This window comes from Amycolatopsis albispora (genome assembly GCF_003312875.1).
Lineage (GTDB): Bacteria > Actinomycetota > Actinomycetes > Mycobacteriales > Pseudonocardiaceae > Amycolatopsis > Amycolatopsis albispora.
This window is the reverse complement of sequence record NZ_CP015163.1, coordinates 8,574,055-8,591,459: the sequence shown is the minus strand read 5'-3', so window position 1 is coordinate 8,591,459 and position 17,405 is coordinate 8,574,055. Positions and strand designations below refer to the sequence as shown.

At 71.6% G+C, this 17,405-nt stretch carries 13 protein-coding genes; 3 read left to right on the top strand and 10 right to left on the bottom strand.

Annotated elements, in window-relative coordinates; genetic code table 11:
* Positions 1-123 precede the first annotated feature (123 nt).
* On the top strand, positions 124-1,518 hold the full coding sequence (locus A4R43_RS39840; protein ID WP_113696808.1) for a S8 family peptidase: 1,395 nt from the start codon (positions 124-126) through the stop codon (positions 1,516-1,518).
* A 651-nt stretch (positions 1,519-2,169) separates the two neighbouring features.
* On the opposite strand, the gene A4R43_RS39835 is transcribed toward A4R43_RS39840, so the two are convergent.
* From A4R43_RS39835 to A4R43_RS39810, 6 genes are all read right to left on the bottom strand, one after another.
* Positions 2,170-2,997, bottom strand: coding sequence for an ABC transporter permease (locus tag A4R43_RS39835; protein ID WP_418190787.1), 828 nt, complete (start codon positions 2,995-2,997; stop codon positions 2,170-2,172).
* 2 nt (positions 2,998-2,999) lie between these two features.
* Positions 3,000-3,800: an ABC transporter permease gene (locus A4R43_RS39830; RefSeq protein WP_162788766.1), complete on the bottom strand. Its 801-nt coding sequence runs from the start codon at positions 3,798-3,800 to the stop codon at positions 3,000-3,002.
* Positions 3,800-4,714, bottom strand: coding sequence for an ABC transporter ATP-binding protein (locus A4R43_RS39825; RefSeq protein WP_113696805.1), 915 nt, complete (start codon positions 4,712-4,714; stop codon positions 3,800-3,802). The genes A4R43_RS39830 and A4R43_RS39825 overlap by 1 nt, the downstream gene beginning before the upstream one ends.
* Before the next feature lie 68 nt (positions 4,715-4,782).
* Entirely contained in the window at positions 4,783-5,256 is a 474-nt protein-coding gene (locus A4R43_RS39820) for a GNAT family N-acetyltransferase (RefSeq protein WP_113696804.1), read from the bottom strand.
* Position 5,257: 1 nt separating this feature from the next.
* Positions 5,258-8,527: a phosphodiester glycosidase family protein gene (locus tag A4R43_RS39815; RefSeq protein WP_113698196.1), complete on the bottom strand. Its 3,270-nt coding sequence runs from the start codon at positions 8,525-8,527 to the stop codon at positions 5,258-5,260.
* Between the two features lie 131 nt (positions 8,528-8,658).
* Positions 8,659-9,357, bottom strand: coding sequence for a FadR/GntR family transcriptional regulator (locus tag A4R43_RS39810; protein ID WP_113696803.1), 699 nt, complete (start codon positions 9,355-9,357; stop codon positions 8,659-8,661).
* A 76-nt stretch (positions 9,358-9,433) separates the two neighbouring features.
* Here A4R43_RS39810 and A4R43_RS39805 point away from each other — a divergent pair, with 76 nt between their 5' ends.
* Positions 9,434-10,801, top strand: coding sequence for a sialate:H+ symport family MFS transporter (locus A4R43_RS39805; RefSeq protein ID WP_113696802.1), 1,368 nt, complete (start codon positions 9,434-9,436; stop codon positions 10,799-10,801).
* 15 nt (positions 10,802-10,816) lie between these two features.
* Here A4R43_RS39805 and ndk read toward each other — a convergent pair whose 3' ends face one another.
* Both ndk and A4R43_RS39795 read right to left on the bottom strand, forming a co-directional pair.
* On the bottom strand, positions 10,817-11,224 hold the full coding sequence (gene ndk, locus A4R43_RS39800) for a nucleoside-diphosphate kinase (RefSeq protein ID WP_113696801.1): 408 nt from the start codon (positions 11,222-11,224) through the stop codon (positions 10,817-10,819).
* 53 nt (positions 11,225-11,277) lie between these two features.
* The gene (locus A4R43_RS39795) at positions 11,278-12,819 is read right to left on the bottom strand and encodes an alkaline phosphatase D family protein (RefSeq protein WP_113696800.1); all 1,542 of its coding nucleotides are present in this window, start codon (positions 12,817-12,819) and stop codon (positions 11,278-11,280) included.
* 111 nt (positions 12,820-12,930) lie between these two features.
* Between A4R43_RS39795 and A4R43_RS39790 the strand changes: the two genes are divergently transcribed.
* Positions 12,931-15,213, top strand: coding sequence for a penicillin acylase family protein (locus A4R43_RS39790; RefSeq protein WP_113696799.1), 2,283 nt, complete (start codon positions 12,931-12,933; stop codon positions 15,211-15,213).
* Positions 15,214-15,323: 110 nt separating this feature from the next.
* Here A4R43_RS39790 and A4R43_RS39785 read toward each other — a convergent pair whose 3' ends face one another.
* Both A4R43_RS39785 and folC read right to left on the bottom strand, forming a co-directional pair.
* Positions 15,324-15,713 carry a DUF4233 domain-containing protein gene (locus tag A4R43_RS39785; protein WP_113696798.1) on the bottom strand — a complete coding sequence of 130 codons (390 nt, stop codon included), beginning with the start codon at positions 15,711-15,713 and terminating at the stop codon, positions 15,324-15,326.
* On the bottom strand, positions 15,710-17,365 hold the full coding sequence (gene folC / locus A4R43_RS39780) for a bifunctional tetrahydrofolate synthase/dihydrofolate synthase (protein WP_113696797.1): 1,656 nt from the start codon (positions 17,363-17,365) through the stop codon (positions 15,710-15,712). Before folC ends, A4R43_RS39785 begins: the two co-directional genes overlap by 4 nt.
* Positions 17,366-17,405: the final 40 nt, after the last annotated feature.

The following is a 17,405-nucleotide window of genomic DNA, read 5'->3' as shown; positions in this document are numbered from 1 at the left end:
TACCACTTCCCGGCCAGCCACCCGGGCGAACTTCGCCGGACCGCTTGTCCAGCGTCCGGCCGGTGGTTACCGTGCGGGCTCGGGGGTCGGGGGACCCGCTCAGCCGAAGCTCTTCTCGCCGAGATGGAGGTACCCGTGCGGCTGCGTGCGAGCACGGTCCTCGCGGGCGCGCTGCTGGTGCTCGCCGGTCAGGTCGCGGCGCCGGTACCGGCCGGCGCGGCCGAGCCGGACTGCTCCCCCGGTGCCCGCACCCTGCGTTACGTCGTGTTGTTCGATCGCGGGACCACCGCCGAGGAAGCCGCGGCCGAGGTCGAAGGCGCCTGCGGGCAGAGCACGACCTTCTACCCGCAGGTCGGCGTCGGCGTCGCCACCTCGGCCGACGCCGGGTTCGCCGAGCGGCTCGGCCCCGGCCGCGCGTTCAGCGCGCAGGGCGAGCGGGCGAAGAGCGCGAAGAAGGCCCCGCGGTCCGCTGGCACCAAGGCCAGGATCACCGCGACCGATCCGGACGCGGTGCCGCGTGCCGACCGCACCGCCGAGCAGTGGGACATGCGTGCCATCGGCGCCGGCGAGGGCGCGGCGGGCAGCCCGCGCGTGGTGGTCGGCGTGCTGGACAGCGGGATCGACGCCACGCACCCCGACCTGGCGCCCGCGATCGCCGCCGACCAGTCGGTGAGCTGCCTGTCCGGGGCGCCGGACACCAGCGAACGGGCGTGGCAGCCGACCACCTCCACGCACGGCACGCACGTCGCGGGCACGATCGCGGCGGCGGACGACGGGCGTGGCACCACCGGTGTCGCGCCGGGGGTGCGGATCGCCTCGATCAAGGTCATCGACGACCGCGGGTACGTCGATCCGGAGGCCGCGGTGTGCGGGCTGATCTGGGCGGCCGACCACGACATGGCCGTGACGAACAGCAGTTTTTTCGTGAACCCGTGGGCGCTTTCGTGCGTGGCCGGGGACCGCGTGCTGCAGGAGGCACTGGCCCGCGCGGTCGAATACGCGGACAGCCAGGGCACCCTGAACGTGGCGGCGGCGACGAACGAGGCGGTCAACCTGGTGCCGTCCCCGCGCAGCGGCAAGTCGGGACGCGGTGGGTGCGAGGCCCTGCCCGCCGGGCTGCGGGATGTGGTGGCGGTGTCGTCGGTGAGCGCGTCGGGGGTGAAGGCGGGGTACAGCTCGTATGGGCTCGGCGTGATCGACCTGACCGCGCCGGGTGGTGAGGCGGGCGACTGCGTGCTCTCGACGGTGCCGGGCGGGTACGCGCCGCTGTGCGGCACTTCGATGGCCGCGCCACACGTGGCGGGGGTGGCGGCGCTGCTGGTGTCGGAACACCCGGGCTGGGGCCCCTCCACGCTGCGGCGGGCGTTGCAGTCGCAGGCCACCCCGATGAACTGCCCCGCCGACTACGACCTAACCGGTGATGGCACGCAGGACGCCTACTGCGCGGGATACGGCGCCTACAACGGCTTCTACGGCCACGGCCTGGTCAACGCGAGAACGGCCGCCGTCACCCGCTGAGCCGGGGACGGGGTCTTGGCCCGGCTCAGCGGGTGACCCGCCCGGCACTGCCGCGGTGTGGGCGGCGCGCGGTGGCGCACCGGGCCTGCCTGAGGCGCGGCCTGGCGAGGGCACCCCGGCTGGCGTGGGTGGACACGAATGTGGCTTTCGGGGCGAAATCGGCCCCGAAAGCCACATTCGTGTCCCGGGGGGGGATGGCTGGCGGCCTGCGCGGGCGCGGAGAGGTGGCTCCGCGCGGTACGGGTGGCGCGCCAGGTGCGCGTCGGCGGGTGCGGAAAGTGGGCTGGGCGGCGTCGGCTGGGGGCGAGACGCGTGGCGGGAATGTGCGCGAGCGTCAGCGGCGGAGGGTGTGCGCGGGGGTCAGCGGCGGAGGGTGTGCGCGGGGGTCAGCGGCGCAGGAGTGCACGCGGAGGCCAGCGGCGCAGGAGTGCGCGCGGAGACCAGCGCCGGAGGAGTGCGCGCTGGGGTCCGTGGCGGGGGATGTGCGCCGGGGTCAGCTGAGGAGAAGTTTGTGTGGTGGTCAGCGGCGAAAGGAGCGTGCGCGGGGGTCAGCGGCGCAGGAGAGCGGGCGCGGCGGGCAGCGGCGAAGGAGCGGGCGCGGCGGGCAGCGGCGAAGGAGCGCGCGCCGGGGTGGCGGGATGTGCGCCGGGGTCAGCTGAGTAGGAGTTTGTGCAGGCGCCGTGCGGCCAGGACCAGGCCCACCGCGGCCATCACCAGCAGGTAGGCCAGGTGCCCCAGGATGGACCAGTCGAAGAAGCCCGTCGCCAGGCTGCGCATGAGTTCGATGCCGTGGTACAGGGGGAGGCAGCTGACCACCCACTGCAGCGCCTCCGGGTACACGCCCAGGGGATAGAACGTGGTGGAGAACAGGAACATCGGCATCAGCACCAGCTGGATGTAGTCGAACTGGCTGGTGGACCGCAGGAACGTGGCGCAGCCCATGCCGACCGCGGCGAAGGCGAACGAGACCAGCACCGCCGCGGGCAGCAGCAGGACCGCCCACGGTGAGGTGAGCAGGCCCATCGCGCCCATCACCGCCACGAAAGCCGTCGAGTACAGCGCGCCCCGCACCACGGCGAAGCCGATCTCGCCGAGTGCGATGTCCAGCGGGCCGATCGGCGTGGCCAGCATGGCGTCGTACAGCTTCGCGTACCGGAACCGGAAGAACACGTTGTACGTCGAGTCGAAGACGGCGCCGTTCATCGCCGACGCCGCGAGCAGGCCCGGCGCCACGAACGCGACGTAGCTCATCAGCTGACCGCCCGGCCCGGCCACCTCGCCGACCAGCTTGCCGAACCCGACCTGGAACGCCAGCAGGTAGAACAGCGGCTCCAGCGCCCCGGACGCGAACACCACCCAGTACCGCGAGTACACCAGCGCCGACCGCTCCAGCAGGAACCGCGCCCGCCCCGCGTACAGCGAAGACGGCAGCACCCGCAACAGCAATCCCCGCGAAGGCGGAGCCTCCCGCACCACCACGGTCACACCACCAGCCGTTTGTAGAAGTAGTGCCGCGCGAACACAAAACCGGCGCCGAACAACACCACCAGGAAAGCCGCGTGCCCGAGCCCAGGCAGCAGGTCGAGCGTGCCGAGCGTGACCCCGCGCGACAGTTCGGTGCCGTGCCACAGCGGGGAAATCCACGCCAGCCACCGCAGCGCCATCGGGATCTGCTCGATCGGGAAGAAGGTCCCGGCGAACAAGGTCATCGGCATCACCACGAACCGGAACAGCGTGGCGAACCGCGTGCCCTCGTCGTACGTGCTGGCCGCGAACGCGCACACCGGCGCCGCGCACGCCAGCCCGGTGGCCACGCCGACCACCACGACCAGCACCGCGCCCGCGTTCAGCCAGGCCCCCAGCAGCAGCGCCATCACCGCGTACACCGCACCGGCCAGCGTCAGCCGGAGCGCCACCCACAGCAAGTGCCCGCCGAGCACCTGCCCCGGCGAGATCGGCGTCGCGGTGGCCGCCAGGTAGTCCTTCTGCCACTTGAACCCGGACAGCACCGGATAGGTGGACTCCCCGACCGCCAGCATCAGCGACGCCGACACCAGCAGCGCGGGCGCCACGTAGTGCAGGTACGACAGCCCGCCAGTGGCCTCGCCCGGCTGCACCTGCGAACCGAAGCCCAGCCCCATCGCGGCGAGGAAGAACAGCGGCTGCAGCCCGGTGGAGTACAGGTTGGACCGCCAGTACCGGCGGTACCACATCCAGTGCCCCTCGACACGCAGCGCCGCCCCGCGCCACGCGCCCACGACCCGGCCGGTGGAAACCGTCATCAGTCCACCAGCGTCCGGCCGGTGAGCCGGAGGAAAACGTCCTCCAGCGTGCTGCGGCGGACCAGGCTGGACAACGGCCGCACCCCGCGCGCGTGTGCCTGCTCCAGCGCCGCCTCCCCGGTGGCGGTGTAGAGCAGCAGCCGGTCCGGCAGCACCTCGATCCGCTCGGCCAGCGATTCGACCTCGGGCACGGCGGCGGCCTGCTCCCCCGGCGCGAACCGCAGCTCCAGCACCTCACGCGTGGAGTACCGCGCGATCAGCTCGGCCGGCGAGCCCTCGGCGGCGATGCGGCCGCCGTCCATCACCACCAGCCGGTCACACAACTGCTCGGCCTCATCCATGTAGTGGGTGGTGATGATCAGCGTGACGCCCTGGGATTTCAGCCGGAACAGCCTGTCCCACAACAGGTGCCTGGCCTGCGGGTCGAGCCCGGTGGTCGGCTCGTCGAGCAGCAGCAGCTCGGGATCGTTCACCAGCGAGCGCGCGATGGTCAGCCGCCGCTTCATGCCGCCGGAGAGCGCTTCGACCTCACCCTCGGCCTTCTCGGTCAGCTGCGCGAACTCCATCAGCTCGACCGCCTTCTTCCGCACGTGCGCGCGGGAGAGCCCGAAGTAGCGGCCGTAGACCTGGAGGTTCTGCCGCACGGTCAGCTCGGCGTCCAGGTTGTCCAGCTGCGGTACCACGCCGATCCGCGCGCGGATGCGCGGGCCGTCGGCGTCCGGGTCGAGGCCGAGCACCTTCAGTTCGCCGTCCGAGCGCGGGGACACGCAGGCGATCATGCGCATGGTGGAGGACTTCCCGGCGCCGTTCGGCCCGAGAAAGCCGAACGCCTCCCCGCGCCGGACCTCGACGTCGATGCCCCGGACGGCCTCGAACTCGCCGAAGCGCTTCACCAGCGCCTTGGCCTGGACCATCGGGCCGTCGAAACTGCTTTCTCCCACATCCGGCACTGTGCCACGCGGCACCGACAGTTTTCGACCGGTTATCGCAGGCGCTTGCTCATCACCACGTTGGTCTCGGCGTACCCGGCGCCCGCGTAGAGCGAGCGCGCGGTGGTGTTGTCGCCGAAGACGTGGAGCTGGATGGTGTCCAGCCCCAGCTTCGCGACCTCGTCTTCGAGCGCGGCCATCATCGCCTTGCCGTAGCCCTTCCCGCGCTGCTCGCGGTGCACCTCGATGTTGTAGAGGTAGGCCAGCCGCCCGCTCTCGCCGTCGCGCTCGGCGAACCACAGCGTGCCGACGACGCGGCCGCCGTCGCGCGCGGTGTAGATGTGGTTCACCGAGGTCACCAGCCCGGCGGGCAGCAGCTGCTCATGGGCTTCCTCGGACAGCCGCCGTGCGTCCTGGGCCGGCCAGTTCCCGGCGTGCACCTTCGCTTCGGCGTACGCGACGATCACGTGCTCGCGGTAGGCCGTGAACTCCTCCTCGGTCATCGGCACGAGTTCGACGGCCCTCACCTCACAGCGTTACCGGGATGGTGACCGTGCGGCGCACCCCGTTGACCTCCAGCGTCAGTTCCGCCGACCCCGGGCGCAACCCGGTGAGCAGCCCCGTCGACGGGTCGAAGGCAGCGACCGCGCCACCGGCGGGGCCACCGCCGACGTGGGTGCCGGTACCGCCGATCCAGTCGGCGCTGACCGGGTAGGCCACCGGAACGGCCCGCCCACCCTGGTTCACCGTACCGAAAACCGCCGCCTTGGTACCGATCTTCACCGACGCGGGCGCGGTCAGGGTCAGCTCGTCCACGTGCGGCCGGGTCTGGATCTCCACCCCGGAGCCCAGCCGCACCATGGTCCAGCCGGTGAACCCGCCGTCGCCGGGTGCCGCCGCCGGTGCCTTGCCCGCGTTGCCGTTGATCAGGTACGGCACACCGTCCACTCTGGACACGTTGAACACGCCGGCGTGCGAGGCGATGGCGGCGGCGGGCTTGCCGGAGCGCTCCTCGAACCCGGTCAGCCAGGTGCGCAGGAGGTCTGCCTCCTTGCCGTCGGCCAGCTGCGAGTTGCCGGTCGGGCTCGGGTCGCGCGTCGGGTGGTGCATGGCCACGACCACCCCGCGCACCGCAGCGTCGGTTTCGGCGCCGTCGAGCGCTTCACGCAGCATCCGCACCTGGTCGAAACCACCGGCACGCAGGCTGCCGCGTGACGAGTCGAGCAGCACCATCCGGACCCCGTTGAGGTCCACGACGCGTTGCGGTGCACCGAACTCCGCCTGGAACTCGGCCAGCCCCTTGCCACCGTCGGCCTCGTGGTTGCCGGGCACGTAGTACCAGGGCACCCGGCCGTCGAGTTCCTCGGTGATGATCTGCCGCGCCAGATCGAAGTCGGCGGCGAGGCCGCGGTCGACGAAGTCGCCGTTGATCACCACCACGTCCGGTTTCGCCGCCACCGCCTCACGCAGCGTGCGGCGGGCCTGCGCGACCAGCGGGCCGGTGGGCGCGTCGGCGGTGAACTGCGCGTCGCTGACCACGGCGACCTTGAGCCCGCCGTCGCCGAGCGAGCCGTCGGTGAGCACCGCGGGGTCGCGTTCGGCCGGATCGCCGGGCACCTCCGCCGACGGCGCCACCTTCAGCGTCAGGTCGTCGAACACCAGCCTGCCCTCGTACTGCTGGTCAGGCACGTTCTCCACGGCGTAGAACCGGGTGAGCCGCTGACCCGACGGCAGCCCGGCGGGCAGGCTGCCTTCGACGTAGCGCCAGCCGGTCCAGTCCACCGCAAGTGTCAAGTCCACAATGGACGCGACGTTCGACGCGTCCCGGAGTTCGGCGCGCAGCCAGGCGCCCTTGCCGTCTCCGTTGACCCACACGCCCACCTTCTGCGTGCCAGCGGGCAGCGTGTACGGCGTGCTCGCGTTGACGTAGGCCGCGCGGGTCGCGGTGGTGCCGGTGAGCCGGTAGTCCAGCGCGAGGCCGCGGCCGCCGTCACGGCCATCACCCTCGCTCAGCACCGCGCCGACCACGGCCGGGTACACCGAGGCCGTCCAGCCCGCCGGACCGTCCAAAGGCGACAGGAGCCGCGGTTCGCTGCCCACCGAGATGACGAAGTGCGTGACCAGCCCGGCCGCCTTCGCGGTCACCACGGTCGCGCCCGCGGGCACCAGCGCGGTCACCGCGAACCGGTCGCCGTCGGGCTCGACGCGCACCACCGACTGGTCGAATTCCAGCTGTACGTCGGACGGTTCGAGCCAGGTGCCGTAACCGTCCGCGTCGTAGCCGTAGACCTGGAAGTCACCGGACGCCCCGGCGCCGGACAACGCGACCTGCTCGGTGCTGGTGCCCAGCCGGACCGGCTCGCCCAGCACGGTCAGCTCGGTGCTGCCCCGGGTGCCGCGGTAGCTCGCCTCCACCTCGACGGTGGCGCGTTCCCCTGGCGTGGCCACAAAAACCCCGTCGCGCACGATACCGCGCGAACTCCGCCAGATCGGCTTCACGCCGACCGCCGCGCCGGACTCGTCGTGCCCGCCCGCGACCAGGCGCCGGGACAGCCCGGGCAGCACGCGGTCGGCGTTTTCGCTCTCCTGCTCGGGATGCGGGGCGAACCCGGTCAGCTTGCCGCTGCCCGGCGTGGTGGCGAACCCGAGGCCGTTCGGCACGGTCCTCTCGCCGCCGTCCGACGGCGAGTTGCGCACCGACGCCGCCACGTCGCCCTCTTCGCGGGCGAGCAGCGTCGACGAGCCGCCGCCGTCGAGATTGATCGCGTCGTCCGCGCCCAGCGACTGCATGTGCCGCGCGAGTTCGAGTTCGGTCATGCCGCGGCTGTCCGCCTGTCGTCCATCCACAGTGGACAACCACATTCGGCTGCCGTCGGCGGAGAAGCCGACCGCCGTGCGCGGGTGCATGGCCACCGTGTCGACCGGCTGCAGCTGACCGTCGGCGAGCAGCACCTTGTTGCCGCCGACCGCCACCGCCAGCTCCCCGGCGTCGCTGCGGGGCGCGTACGCGACCGAAACCGGGTCACCGACGGCGAGCCCGGCGAGCGCGTCCACCCCGGCGTCGCGGGCGAGCAGGATCGTGCTGCCCGCGGCGATCGGGCCGTCCACCGGCTGCGGGCGCAGCTGGGCGACCTTGCCGTCACGCAGTTCGACTTCGAGCACCTTGGCCGCCCCGGCGACCGAGGTCTTGCGTGAAGCACTGCCCCACAACGGGGTGTAGACGCCGATGCCGTCCTTCGCCAGCACCGCGCCGTTGAAGTTGGTCGCCTTGATGGGGCCGCCGGGCAGCGTCACGGTCGCGTCGAGGAACACCGACGCCAGGCGCGCCTTGCCCTCGGCGGTGATCGCCGCGGTGAAGTTGTGGCCCTGCGCGGGCGCGGTGTGCAGCTGCCCGCCGCCGATGCCGACGCCGAGCGGGGCGCCGGTGGCGTTGATGTCGAAGAAGTCGCCGTTCACCCCGGCGACCGCGCCCGCCGCGGCGACCTGCTCGGACAGCGGCGCGCGGGCGGCGACCGCACCCGGGTTCAGGTAGGCCGGTTTCAGCGACCCGGTGGCCAGGTCGACCTCCAGCGTGTCACCGCGGATCCAGCCGAGCGGGTCGAAGCGGTCGAACTGGGTCAGGCTGAGGCCGGGTGCCACCTCGCTGGTGGCGGAACCGGTGACCAGCCCGTCGTCCGGGGCCGCCGCGGCGACGCGGGCGGTCGCCTCGCCGGAGGACGAGGCCGCCGGGGCCGATTCGGCCGGTACCGGGCCGAGCGGCGCGGCCAGCGGATCGGCCGCGGCCACCACCGGCGGCATCGCGAGCACCCCGGCGAGCACCAGCACCGCACCTGAACGAATCCTGCCCACTGCCGCTCCCCAGTCCGTCGAAGGTCTCCGGCCTCACCTCAGCGCATGGAAATCGCCAGCGGAAGACGGCGAGGTGAACGTCAGCCGAACCGCGCAACCGAACCGGACACCCTGGCCCTGATCCCGCGGAAATGCGCCTCGACGGCGGTGTGCAGCGCGGCTTCGTCCCGCGTGCGCAAGGCTTCCAGGATGTCCCGGTGCCAGCTCGCCACCAGCGCGGGCGTTTCCTCGTCACCACGCGGCAGGTCACCGTCGAGCGAGCGGAAGACCCGCCAGAACACGCGGAGCAGTTCGAGCACCAGGTTGTTGCCCAGCGGGCGGTAGAGCGTCTCGTGGAACAGCCAGTCGGCCTCGGGCGCGTATTCGCCAGCCTCGGCGCGTTCCTCCATGGTCTGGACCGCGGACTCGAGCACGGTCAGGTCCACCGAGTCCCCGGCGGCGAGCACCCGGCCGGCCAGCCCGGCTTCGAGCACTTCGCGGACCTCCAGCAGCTCGCGGATGTCGGTGAGATCACCGCGCACCGACAGCGCGCCGCGGAAGGCCAGCCCGGCCTCCAAACCGGACAGCGAGACCCCGCCGACGTAGGTGCCGTGACCGTGCCGGATGTCCACGATGCCCTGCGCTTCGAGGGCCTTCATCGCCTCGCGCAACGGATTGCGGCCGACCTCCAGCTCCCGCATCAGCTCCAGTTCGGTGGGCAGCAGCGCGCCCGGTGGCAGCCCGCGCTCCACGATCAGCCGCTTGACCGACTCGCGCAGTGCCCGCTGGTTCGCCGACATTTGCCCTCCCTTCACCGCGCCACTACCTTACCCCAGAGATAGGACATCCTATGTCCGCAACTCGAAGGAGAGCCGGATGGCGGTCACCCGCGCCCAGCGCCGGGCGTTCTTCGCCGCCTGGCTGGGCTACCTGCTCGACGGCTTCGACTTCATCCTGATCACCCTGGTGCTCACCGAGATCGCCGCCGAGTTCGGGCTCAGCCTGACGCAGGCGGCGACGCTGGTGTCGGCGGCCTTCGTCTCGCGCTGGCTCGGCGGGCTGGTGCTCGGCGCGATCGCCGACCGGTACGGCCGCAAGCCCGCGATGATCCTGGCCATCCTGGCGTTCTCGGTCGGCAGCGGGCTGTGCGGGTTCGCCTGGGACTACTGGTCGCTGTTCGCCTTCCGCGCGGTGGTCGGCATCGGGATGGCCGGGGAGTACGGCTCCAGCGCCACCTACGTGCTGGAGACCTGGCCGAAGCACATGCGCAACCGCGCCACCGGGTTCCTGCTGTCGGCGTACCCGGTCGGCACGGTGCTCGCCGCGGTGGCCTACGACCTGATCGTGCCCGCCGGCGGGTGGCGCTGGCTGTTCTACGCCGGGCTGGTGCCCATCGCGCTGACGCTGTACCTGCGGCGCTCGCTGCCCGAAGCAGCGGAATGGGAGGCCGACGGCGGCGGCTCGTCGGTGTTGTTCGCACCGGGGCGGCGGCTGGTGAACGCGCTGGTCGCGGCGGTGCTGACGACCGCGCTGGTGCTGGTGTTCAGCCGGACCGCGACCGGCTGGCCGCTGATCGCCGTGGTGGTGCTGGGGCTGCTCGCGCTGACCGTGCAGCTGGCCGGGCGGCGGTGGCCGGTGGTGGTCGCGGTGATCGCCACGGTGTTCTGCGCGTTCCTGTACTCGTGGCCGGTCCAGTCGCTGCTGCCGACGTACCTGAAGACCGAGCTGGGGTATGCGCCCGGAGCCGTGTCGACCGCGTTGACCTGGGCCGGGCTCGGGTACGCGGCGGGTTCGTGCCTGGCCGGGATCCTCGGCGACCGGCTCGGCACGCGGCGGGCCTACGTGCTCGGGCTGTTCGCTTCGCTGGCGTTCGTGTTCCCGGTTTTCGCGCTGCCGCCGGGGAACGTGGTGCTGCTGTGGGTGCTGCTGTTCGGCATGCAGGCCACCAGCCAGGGCATCTCGGGGCTGCTGCCGAAGTACATCGCCGACCACTTCCCGACCCGCATGCGAGCGGCCGGGCTGGGCTTCTCGTACAACGTCGGCGCGCTGGGCGGAGCGGTCGCCCCGCTGGCGGGGGCGGCGATCGCCGAGCAGGCAGGGCTGGGGAACGCGCTCACCCTGCTGGCCGTGGTGCTGACGCTGGCGGTGGCCGCGCTGGTCGGCTTCAACCTCCCGGCACGGCTCGAACCGATGTCACGAATGTGGCTTTCGAGACGCGAAACGTCTCGAAAGCCACATTCGTGACAGTTGCTCAGCGGGTCAGTTCGGGAACCAGAGCTTCAGCTCGCGCTCGGCGGATTCGGCCGAGTCCGAGCCGTGCACCAGGTTGAACTGGACCTCCAGGGCGAAGTCGCCGCGGATGGTGCCCGGGGTGGCCTTCTCGACCGGGTCGGTGCCCCCGGCCAGCTGCCGGAACGCCGAGATCGCGCGGGTGCCCTCGACCGCGATGGCGACCAGCGGGCCGGAGGTGATGAAGTCCACCAGCTCACCGAAGAACGGCTTGTCCTTGTGCTCGGCGTAGTGCTCCTCGGCGACCGAACGCTCGACGGTGCGCAGCTCCAGCTGAGCCAGGGTCAGGCCCTTGCGCTCGATCCGGGAGATGACCTCGCCGACCAGTCCGCGCTTGACGCCGTCGGGCTTGACCAGAACAAGGGTGCGCTCACTCACGGGTGCTTCTCCTTTAATTGCGTGTTACTTGACGCGAACTGTAGCGACCGGGCTCAGCGCCGCTGAGGCCGCAGGGTCTTCGACCACAGCGAAGTACCCGCCGCGTCACGCAGGTCGACGGTCAGGTCCCCGCTCGCGCCGTCCACGTTGACCTCGCCGAAGTGCTGGAAACCGTCCAGCGGCGAGCTGTTCGCCGCGGGCGGCGCGTGCACGAACACCGCCTCCGGCCCGAAGGTCGGGTCCAGTGCGTTCGGGCCGAAACCACCGGCGTTGAGCGGGCCGGAAACGAACTCCCAGAACGGGTCGAAGTCCCCGGCGGCCGCGCGGTCCGGCGAGTAGTGGTGAGCCGCGGTGTAGTGCACGTCGGCGGTCAGCCAGACCACGTTGCGCACGCGCCGCCGCGAGATCTCGCGCAGCACCCAGGCCAGTTCGTGCTCGCGGCCGCCGGGGCCGCCGGGCAGGCCGTTCGCCACGCCCTCGATCCCGGTGCCGTCCGGCACGGTGAGCCCGATCGGCATGTCCGCGGCGACGATCTTCCAGGTCGCCTGGCTGCGGTCGAGCCCGCGCACCAGCCACTGCGCCTGCTGCTCGCCCAGGATGTGCCCGACGCCGTTCGGGTCGGCGTTGTTCGCGTCCTTGTAGGTGCGCATGTCGAGCACGAAGATCTCGACGTGCCTGCCGTAGCCGAAGCTGCGGTACACCCGGCCGTCCACCGCCTGGCGCGCGTCGATCGGCTGCCACTCGTGGAACGCCTGGAACGCGCGCTTCGCCAGCACGTCCACGCGCTTCTCGGTGTACCGCGGCAGGTCCAGGATCTCGCCCGGGTACCAGTTGTTGACCACCTCGTGGTCGTCCCACTGGAAGTAGGCTGGCACCTCGGCGGCGAACCCGCGCAGCTTGTCGTCGAGCAGGTTGTAGGCGAACTGCCCGCGGTATTCGTCGAGGGTTTCGGCCACCTTGGACTTCTCCGGCGTGACCACGTTCCGCCAGATCCGGCCGTCGGGCAGGGTGACCTGCTCCACCAGCGGGCCGTCGGCGTAGACGGTGTCACCGCTGTGCAGGAAGAAGTCCGGCCGCCGGTCCGCCATCGCGCGGTAGATCGGCATGCCGCCGCGATCGGGGTTGATGCCCCAGCCCTGGCCCACCGTGTCGCCGGACCAGACAAAGCGCACGCTCTCGCGGCCGATCGGCGCGGTGGCGAACCGGCCGGTCAGCGGCTCGCTGGTGACGCGGCCGTCGAGGTCCTCGGCACGCACGCGGTAGTGCAGTTCGGTGCCGGGCCGCAGGCCCGCGAGGCGGACCTTGCCGGTGCCGCCGGTCTCGGGGCTGAGCACCGGGCCGGTGATGCGGCGGGCGTTGCGGAAGGACGGGTCGCGCGCGACCTCGACGAGCATCCGGGACGGGCGGTCCGCCCTGGTCCAGACGATCGCCGAGTGCGAGGTGACGTCACCGGACTGCACCCCGTGGGTGAGCACCGGGCGGCTGTTGCCGCGGGCGAGGGCGGGCACGGCGCCGAGCGAGCCGGCGGCGAGCACGCCCGCGCCGAGCACACCAGCACGCAGCAGGGACCGCCGGTCGTGGTGGGATTCGGTCATTCCGGTGTTCTATCCGGATTCTCGGGCCGCGGGGCCAACTGGGCCTTTCCGCCGGGTGAACGACGCCCTAGGTTGACAGAGGATCACCGGGCGCACACGGAAGGCGGTCACATGGGGGGACGCAGCAGGTTCGGCCGGGTACTCGCCGTCACGCTGACCGCGGCCGCCGTGGTCACCGCACCCGCCGCCGCGGACACGGACGGCGCACGCGCGGTGATCCGGTACACCGAGCACGGCATTCCGCACATCTGGGCGAAGTCGTTCGACGGCCTCGGTTACGGCTACGGGTACGCCGCTGCGAAGGACAACCTCTGCGAGCTGGCGAACGGGTACCTGACCGTGGACGCGAAGCGGTCGAAGTACCTCGGGCCGGGCGGCGACGGCAACTCCGCGCTCAGCGAGGCCGATTCGAACCTGGCCAGCGACGTGCACTTCCAGCGGATCAACGACTCCGGCGTGGTGGAGCGGCTGCTCGGCCAGCCCCGCGCGGAGGTCAAGGAGATCGTCGGCGGCTACGTCGACGGTTACAACAAGTGGCTGACCGAGCACGGCACGGCCGATCCCGCCTGCCGCGGTGCGGACTGGGTGCGGCCGATCACCGAACTCGACGTCTACCGCCACCTGTACGCCGTCACCGCCATTTCCGGGCAGGGCCAGCTGGCGAACGGGCTGGTCGACGCGAAGCCGTCGGGCGGCTCGCTGCCCGTGGACGCCGCCGCGCGCATCGGTGACGCGCTCACCAGCGAAGACACCATCGGCAGCAACGGCATCGCGGTCGGCCGGGACGGCACCGCGGCGGGCCGCGGCAGCGTGCTGCTGGGCAACCCGCACTTCCCGTGGCAGGGCGGGCGCCGGTTCTGGCAGGCGCAGCTGACCATTCCCGGTCGCTTCAACGTTTCCGGCGGCAGTCTGCTCGGCATGCCGCTGGTCCAGATCGGGCACACGCGCGACGCCGCGTGGACGCACACCTTCGCCACCACCCGCACGTTCGGCTTGTACGAGGTCAAGCTGGCCGAGGGCGACCCACTGTCCTATGTGGTCGACGGCAAGCCGGAGAAGATGACCGCGCACCAGGTTTCCGTCGAAGTGAAGCAGCCGGACGGCTCGCTCACCACGGACACCCGCACGCTGTACTCGACCCGCTACGGCCCGGTCATCACCGACGTCGATGGCGTCTCGCTGCCGTGGACCACCACGTCGGCGTATGCGCTCCGGGACGCCAACGCGACCAATCTGCGTGGGCTGAACACGTGGTTCAGCCTGAACCAGGCACGCGACGTGGACGACGTTTCGGCCGCGCTGAAGTCCACGCTCGGCGTGCCGTGGGTGAACACGATCGCCACCGACCGGCGTGGCCGGGCGCTCTACTCCGACGTCCAGGTGGTCCCGCACGTCACCGACGAACTGGCGGACCGCTGCTCGACCCCGTTGGGCCGTGAGCTGTTCCAGGCCGCCCATGTGTCCATTCTGGACGGTTCAAAGGGGACCTGCGCCTGGGGTGCCGACGCCGACGCGGTGGAGCCGGGGCTGCTCGGCCCGGCCCGGCTGCCGCACCAGATCCGGGAGGACTACGAGCTGAACGCGAACGACAGCCCGTGGTTGTCGAACGCCAGCGCGCCCCTCACCGGCTACCCGTGGATCATCGGTGACACCGGCACCGCGCGCTCACCACGCACCAGGGAAGCCCTGATCGCCACCGAGGAAAACCTGGGCGGATTCACCACGGAGTCGATGAAGCAGCTGCTCTTCGGCGACCGCAGCCGGCTCGCCGTGCTGATCGCCGACGCGGTGGCCGAGCTGTGCGGCACGGGCCCGGCCTGCGACACGCTCGCCGCCTGGGACCACACCTTCCGCCTGGACAGCCGGGGCGCGCTGCTGTTCCAGCGGTTCGCGATGCGCCTCGGCCCGGGGTTGGGCTGGAAGGTGCCGTTCGACCCCGCCGATCCGCTGCCCACCCCGAACACGCTCGACACGCAGAACCCGTTGGTGCGCAAGGCCTTGGACGACGCGGTGGCCGAGCTGACCGCCGCGGGCATCCCGCTGGACGCGACGCTCGGTGAGCACCAGTCGGTCACCCGCAACGGAAAGCGGATCCCGGTGCACGGCGGTCCGGGGCAGCTGGGCATTCTGAACGCGATGTCGCCGGTGTGGGACCCGAAGGCGGGCAACGTCGAAATCGTGCACGGGTCGAGCTTCATCCAGGTGGTGGGGCTGGCGGGCAAGGCGTGCCCCGACACGTCCACGCTGATGACCTACTCGCAGTCCACCGACCCGACGTCCCCGCACTTCGCCGACCAGACCGAACTGTTCTCGCGTGGCGAGTGGGTGCGGGGCCGCTTCTGCGAAGGCGACATCCTCCGCTCCCCCGCGCTGAAGGTGGTCCCGCTGCGCTAGAACGCCCTGGCCCGGTACGTCATCAGCGCGACGCCGCTGCCGTCGAGTCCGGCGATGAAGCCGTCGATCGAGCTGGCGATGTAGTAGGTAAGCTCTCGCACCCGGCGAGCCTACTGCTCCTGCTGGCTCGGCAACCGGCCTTCGGCCATTCGGCGGGCGACGTCTCGGCGCAGCCACAGCAGCCACAACCACAGCGCCAGGAAGACAAAGCCGATCACCGCGACCGCGGGCAGCGCGAAGAAGAACGCGATCAGCGCGCCCTGCAGCACCAGGATCGCGGGCACCGCCCACGGCTTCGACAGGAACCCGCACAGCACACCCATCACCACCGCGATGGCGATCACCGCCCAGCCGATGCCGCTGGTCAGGCCGCCGCCGAGCTGGGCGACCACCGGCAGCGCCAGCGCCACCACGATGGCCTCCATGATCAGCGTGCCCGCCATCACCCCGCGGAAGGACTTCAGCGGGTCCTTCGCCGGCGGTTTCGGCTGCTCGGTCATGCCGGTTCCTTCCCGAACAGGGTGCGTGCCTCACCCGCGGTGAACACCGAGCCGGTGATCAGCACCCCGCCACCGGCCAGCGGCTCCTCCGGGTCGTCGGACTCCTCGGCCAGCGCGACCGCGGTCTCCACCGCGGTGTCCAGCCGCGGTGCCGCGTGCACCCGGTCCTCGCCGAACACCGACTTCGCCAGCTCGTCCAGCTCCTCCAGCGGCATCGCGCGCGGTGAGCTGTTCTGCGTGACCACCACGTCGGTGACCACCGGTTCGAGCGCGTCGAGAATGCCGTGCGCGTCCTTGTCCGCCATCACCCCGACCACCGCGACCAGGCGGCGGAAGGCGAACTCGTCGGTGATGGTGGCCGCGAGCGCACGGGCCCCGTGCGGGTTGTGCGCGGCGTCGAGCATGACCGCCGGAGCCGCGCGGACGCGCTCCAGCCTGCCGGGGTTCTGCACCTCGGCGAAGGCCTCGCGGACCGCCTCGACCACCAGCTGGCGGTCCTTGCCCGCGCCGAAGAAGGCCTCGACCGCGGCCAGCGCGAGCGCCGCGTTGTCGGCCTGGTGCCTGCCGTGCAGCGGCAGGAAGATCTGGTCGTAGACCCCGCCGAGGCCCTGCAGCTTGAGCAGCTGCCCGCCGACGGCGATCTCACGTTCGAGCACGGCGAACTCGCTGCCCGCGCGGGCCACCGAGGCGTCCACCTCGATCGCGCGTTCCAGCAGCACGCGCTGCACCTCGGGGTCCTGCTCGGCGAGCACCGCCACGCTGCCGGGCTTGATCACCCCGGCCTTCTCCCTGGCGATGTCACGCAGGTCGGTGCCCAGGTAGTCGGTGTGGTCGATGGAGATCGGCGCGATGGCGGCGACCTGCGCGTCGGCCACGTTGGTGGCGTCCCAGGTGCCGCCCATGCCGACCTCCAGCACGACGGCCTCGGCCGGCGCGTCGGCGAAGGCGGCGAACGCCATGCCGGTGAGCACCTCGAACTTGCTCATCCGGATCTCGCTCGCGTTGTCGACCATGGTCACGAACGGCGCGATGTCACGGTAGGTGTCCACGTACTTCGCGGCCGAGATCGGTGCCCCGTCGATGCTGATGCGCTCGGTGACCAGCTGCAGGTGCGGACTGGTGTACCGCCCCACGCGCACCCCCATCCGGGTGAGCAGCGCGTCGATCATCCGAGCGGTGGAACCCTTGCCGTTGGTGCCCGCCACGTGCAGCACCGGGTAGGTCCGCTGCGGGTCCCCGAGCAGGTTGAGCAGCGTTTTCACCCGATCGAGCGAGGGCTCGATCTTGGTCTCCGGCCACCGCTCGTTCAGCTCGGCCTCGACCGCGCGCAGCTCGTAGCGCGCCTCGGGCCCGTTCTCGTCGGGCAGCTCGTCGGTGCCCTGGTCGTCCAGTTCGTGGGTCTCGTCGGTGGACGGCAGGTCGGGCACCGGGCCGAGCGCCAGGTTGTCCCCGAGCTGGCCCACCCCGCCGACGCCGGCACCGGATCCACCGCCCGCCTCGAAGGCGTGGTCGGTGGTGTGGAACGTCCCGTCCGGATTGTCCGGATCCGTGTTGTCCGGATCGTCGATCGGTCCCAGCTCGTCGATCCCGGCGAAGCTGTCGAGATCACCCAGCTCAGGCCGCTTCGGGGACTCTTCTTCGCCTTGCGGCACCCGTGCTCCCAACTTGCGCTGCTCCGTGCGCCCCCGAGTC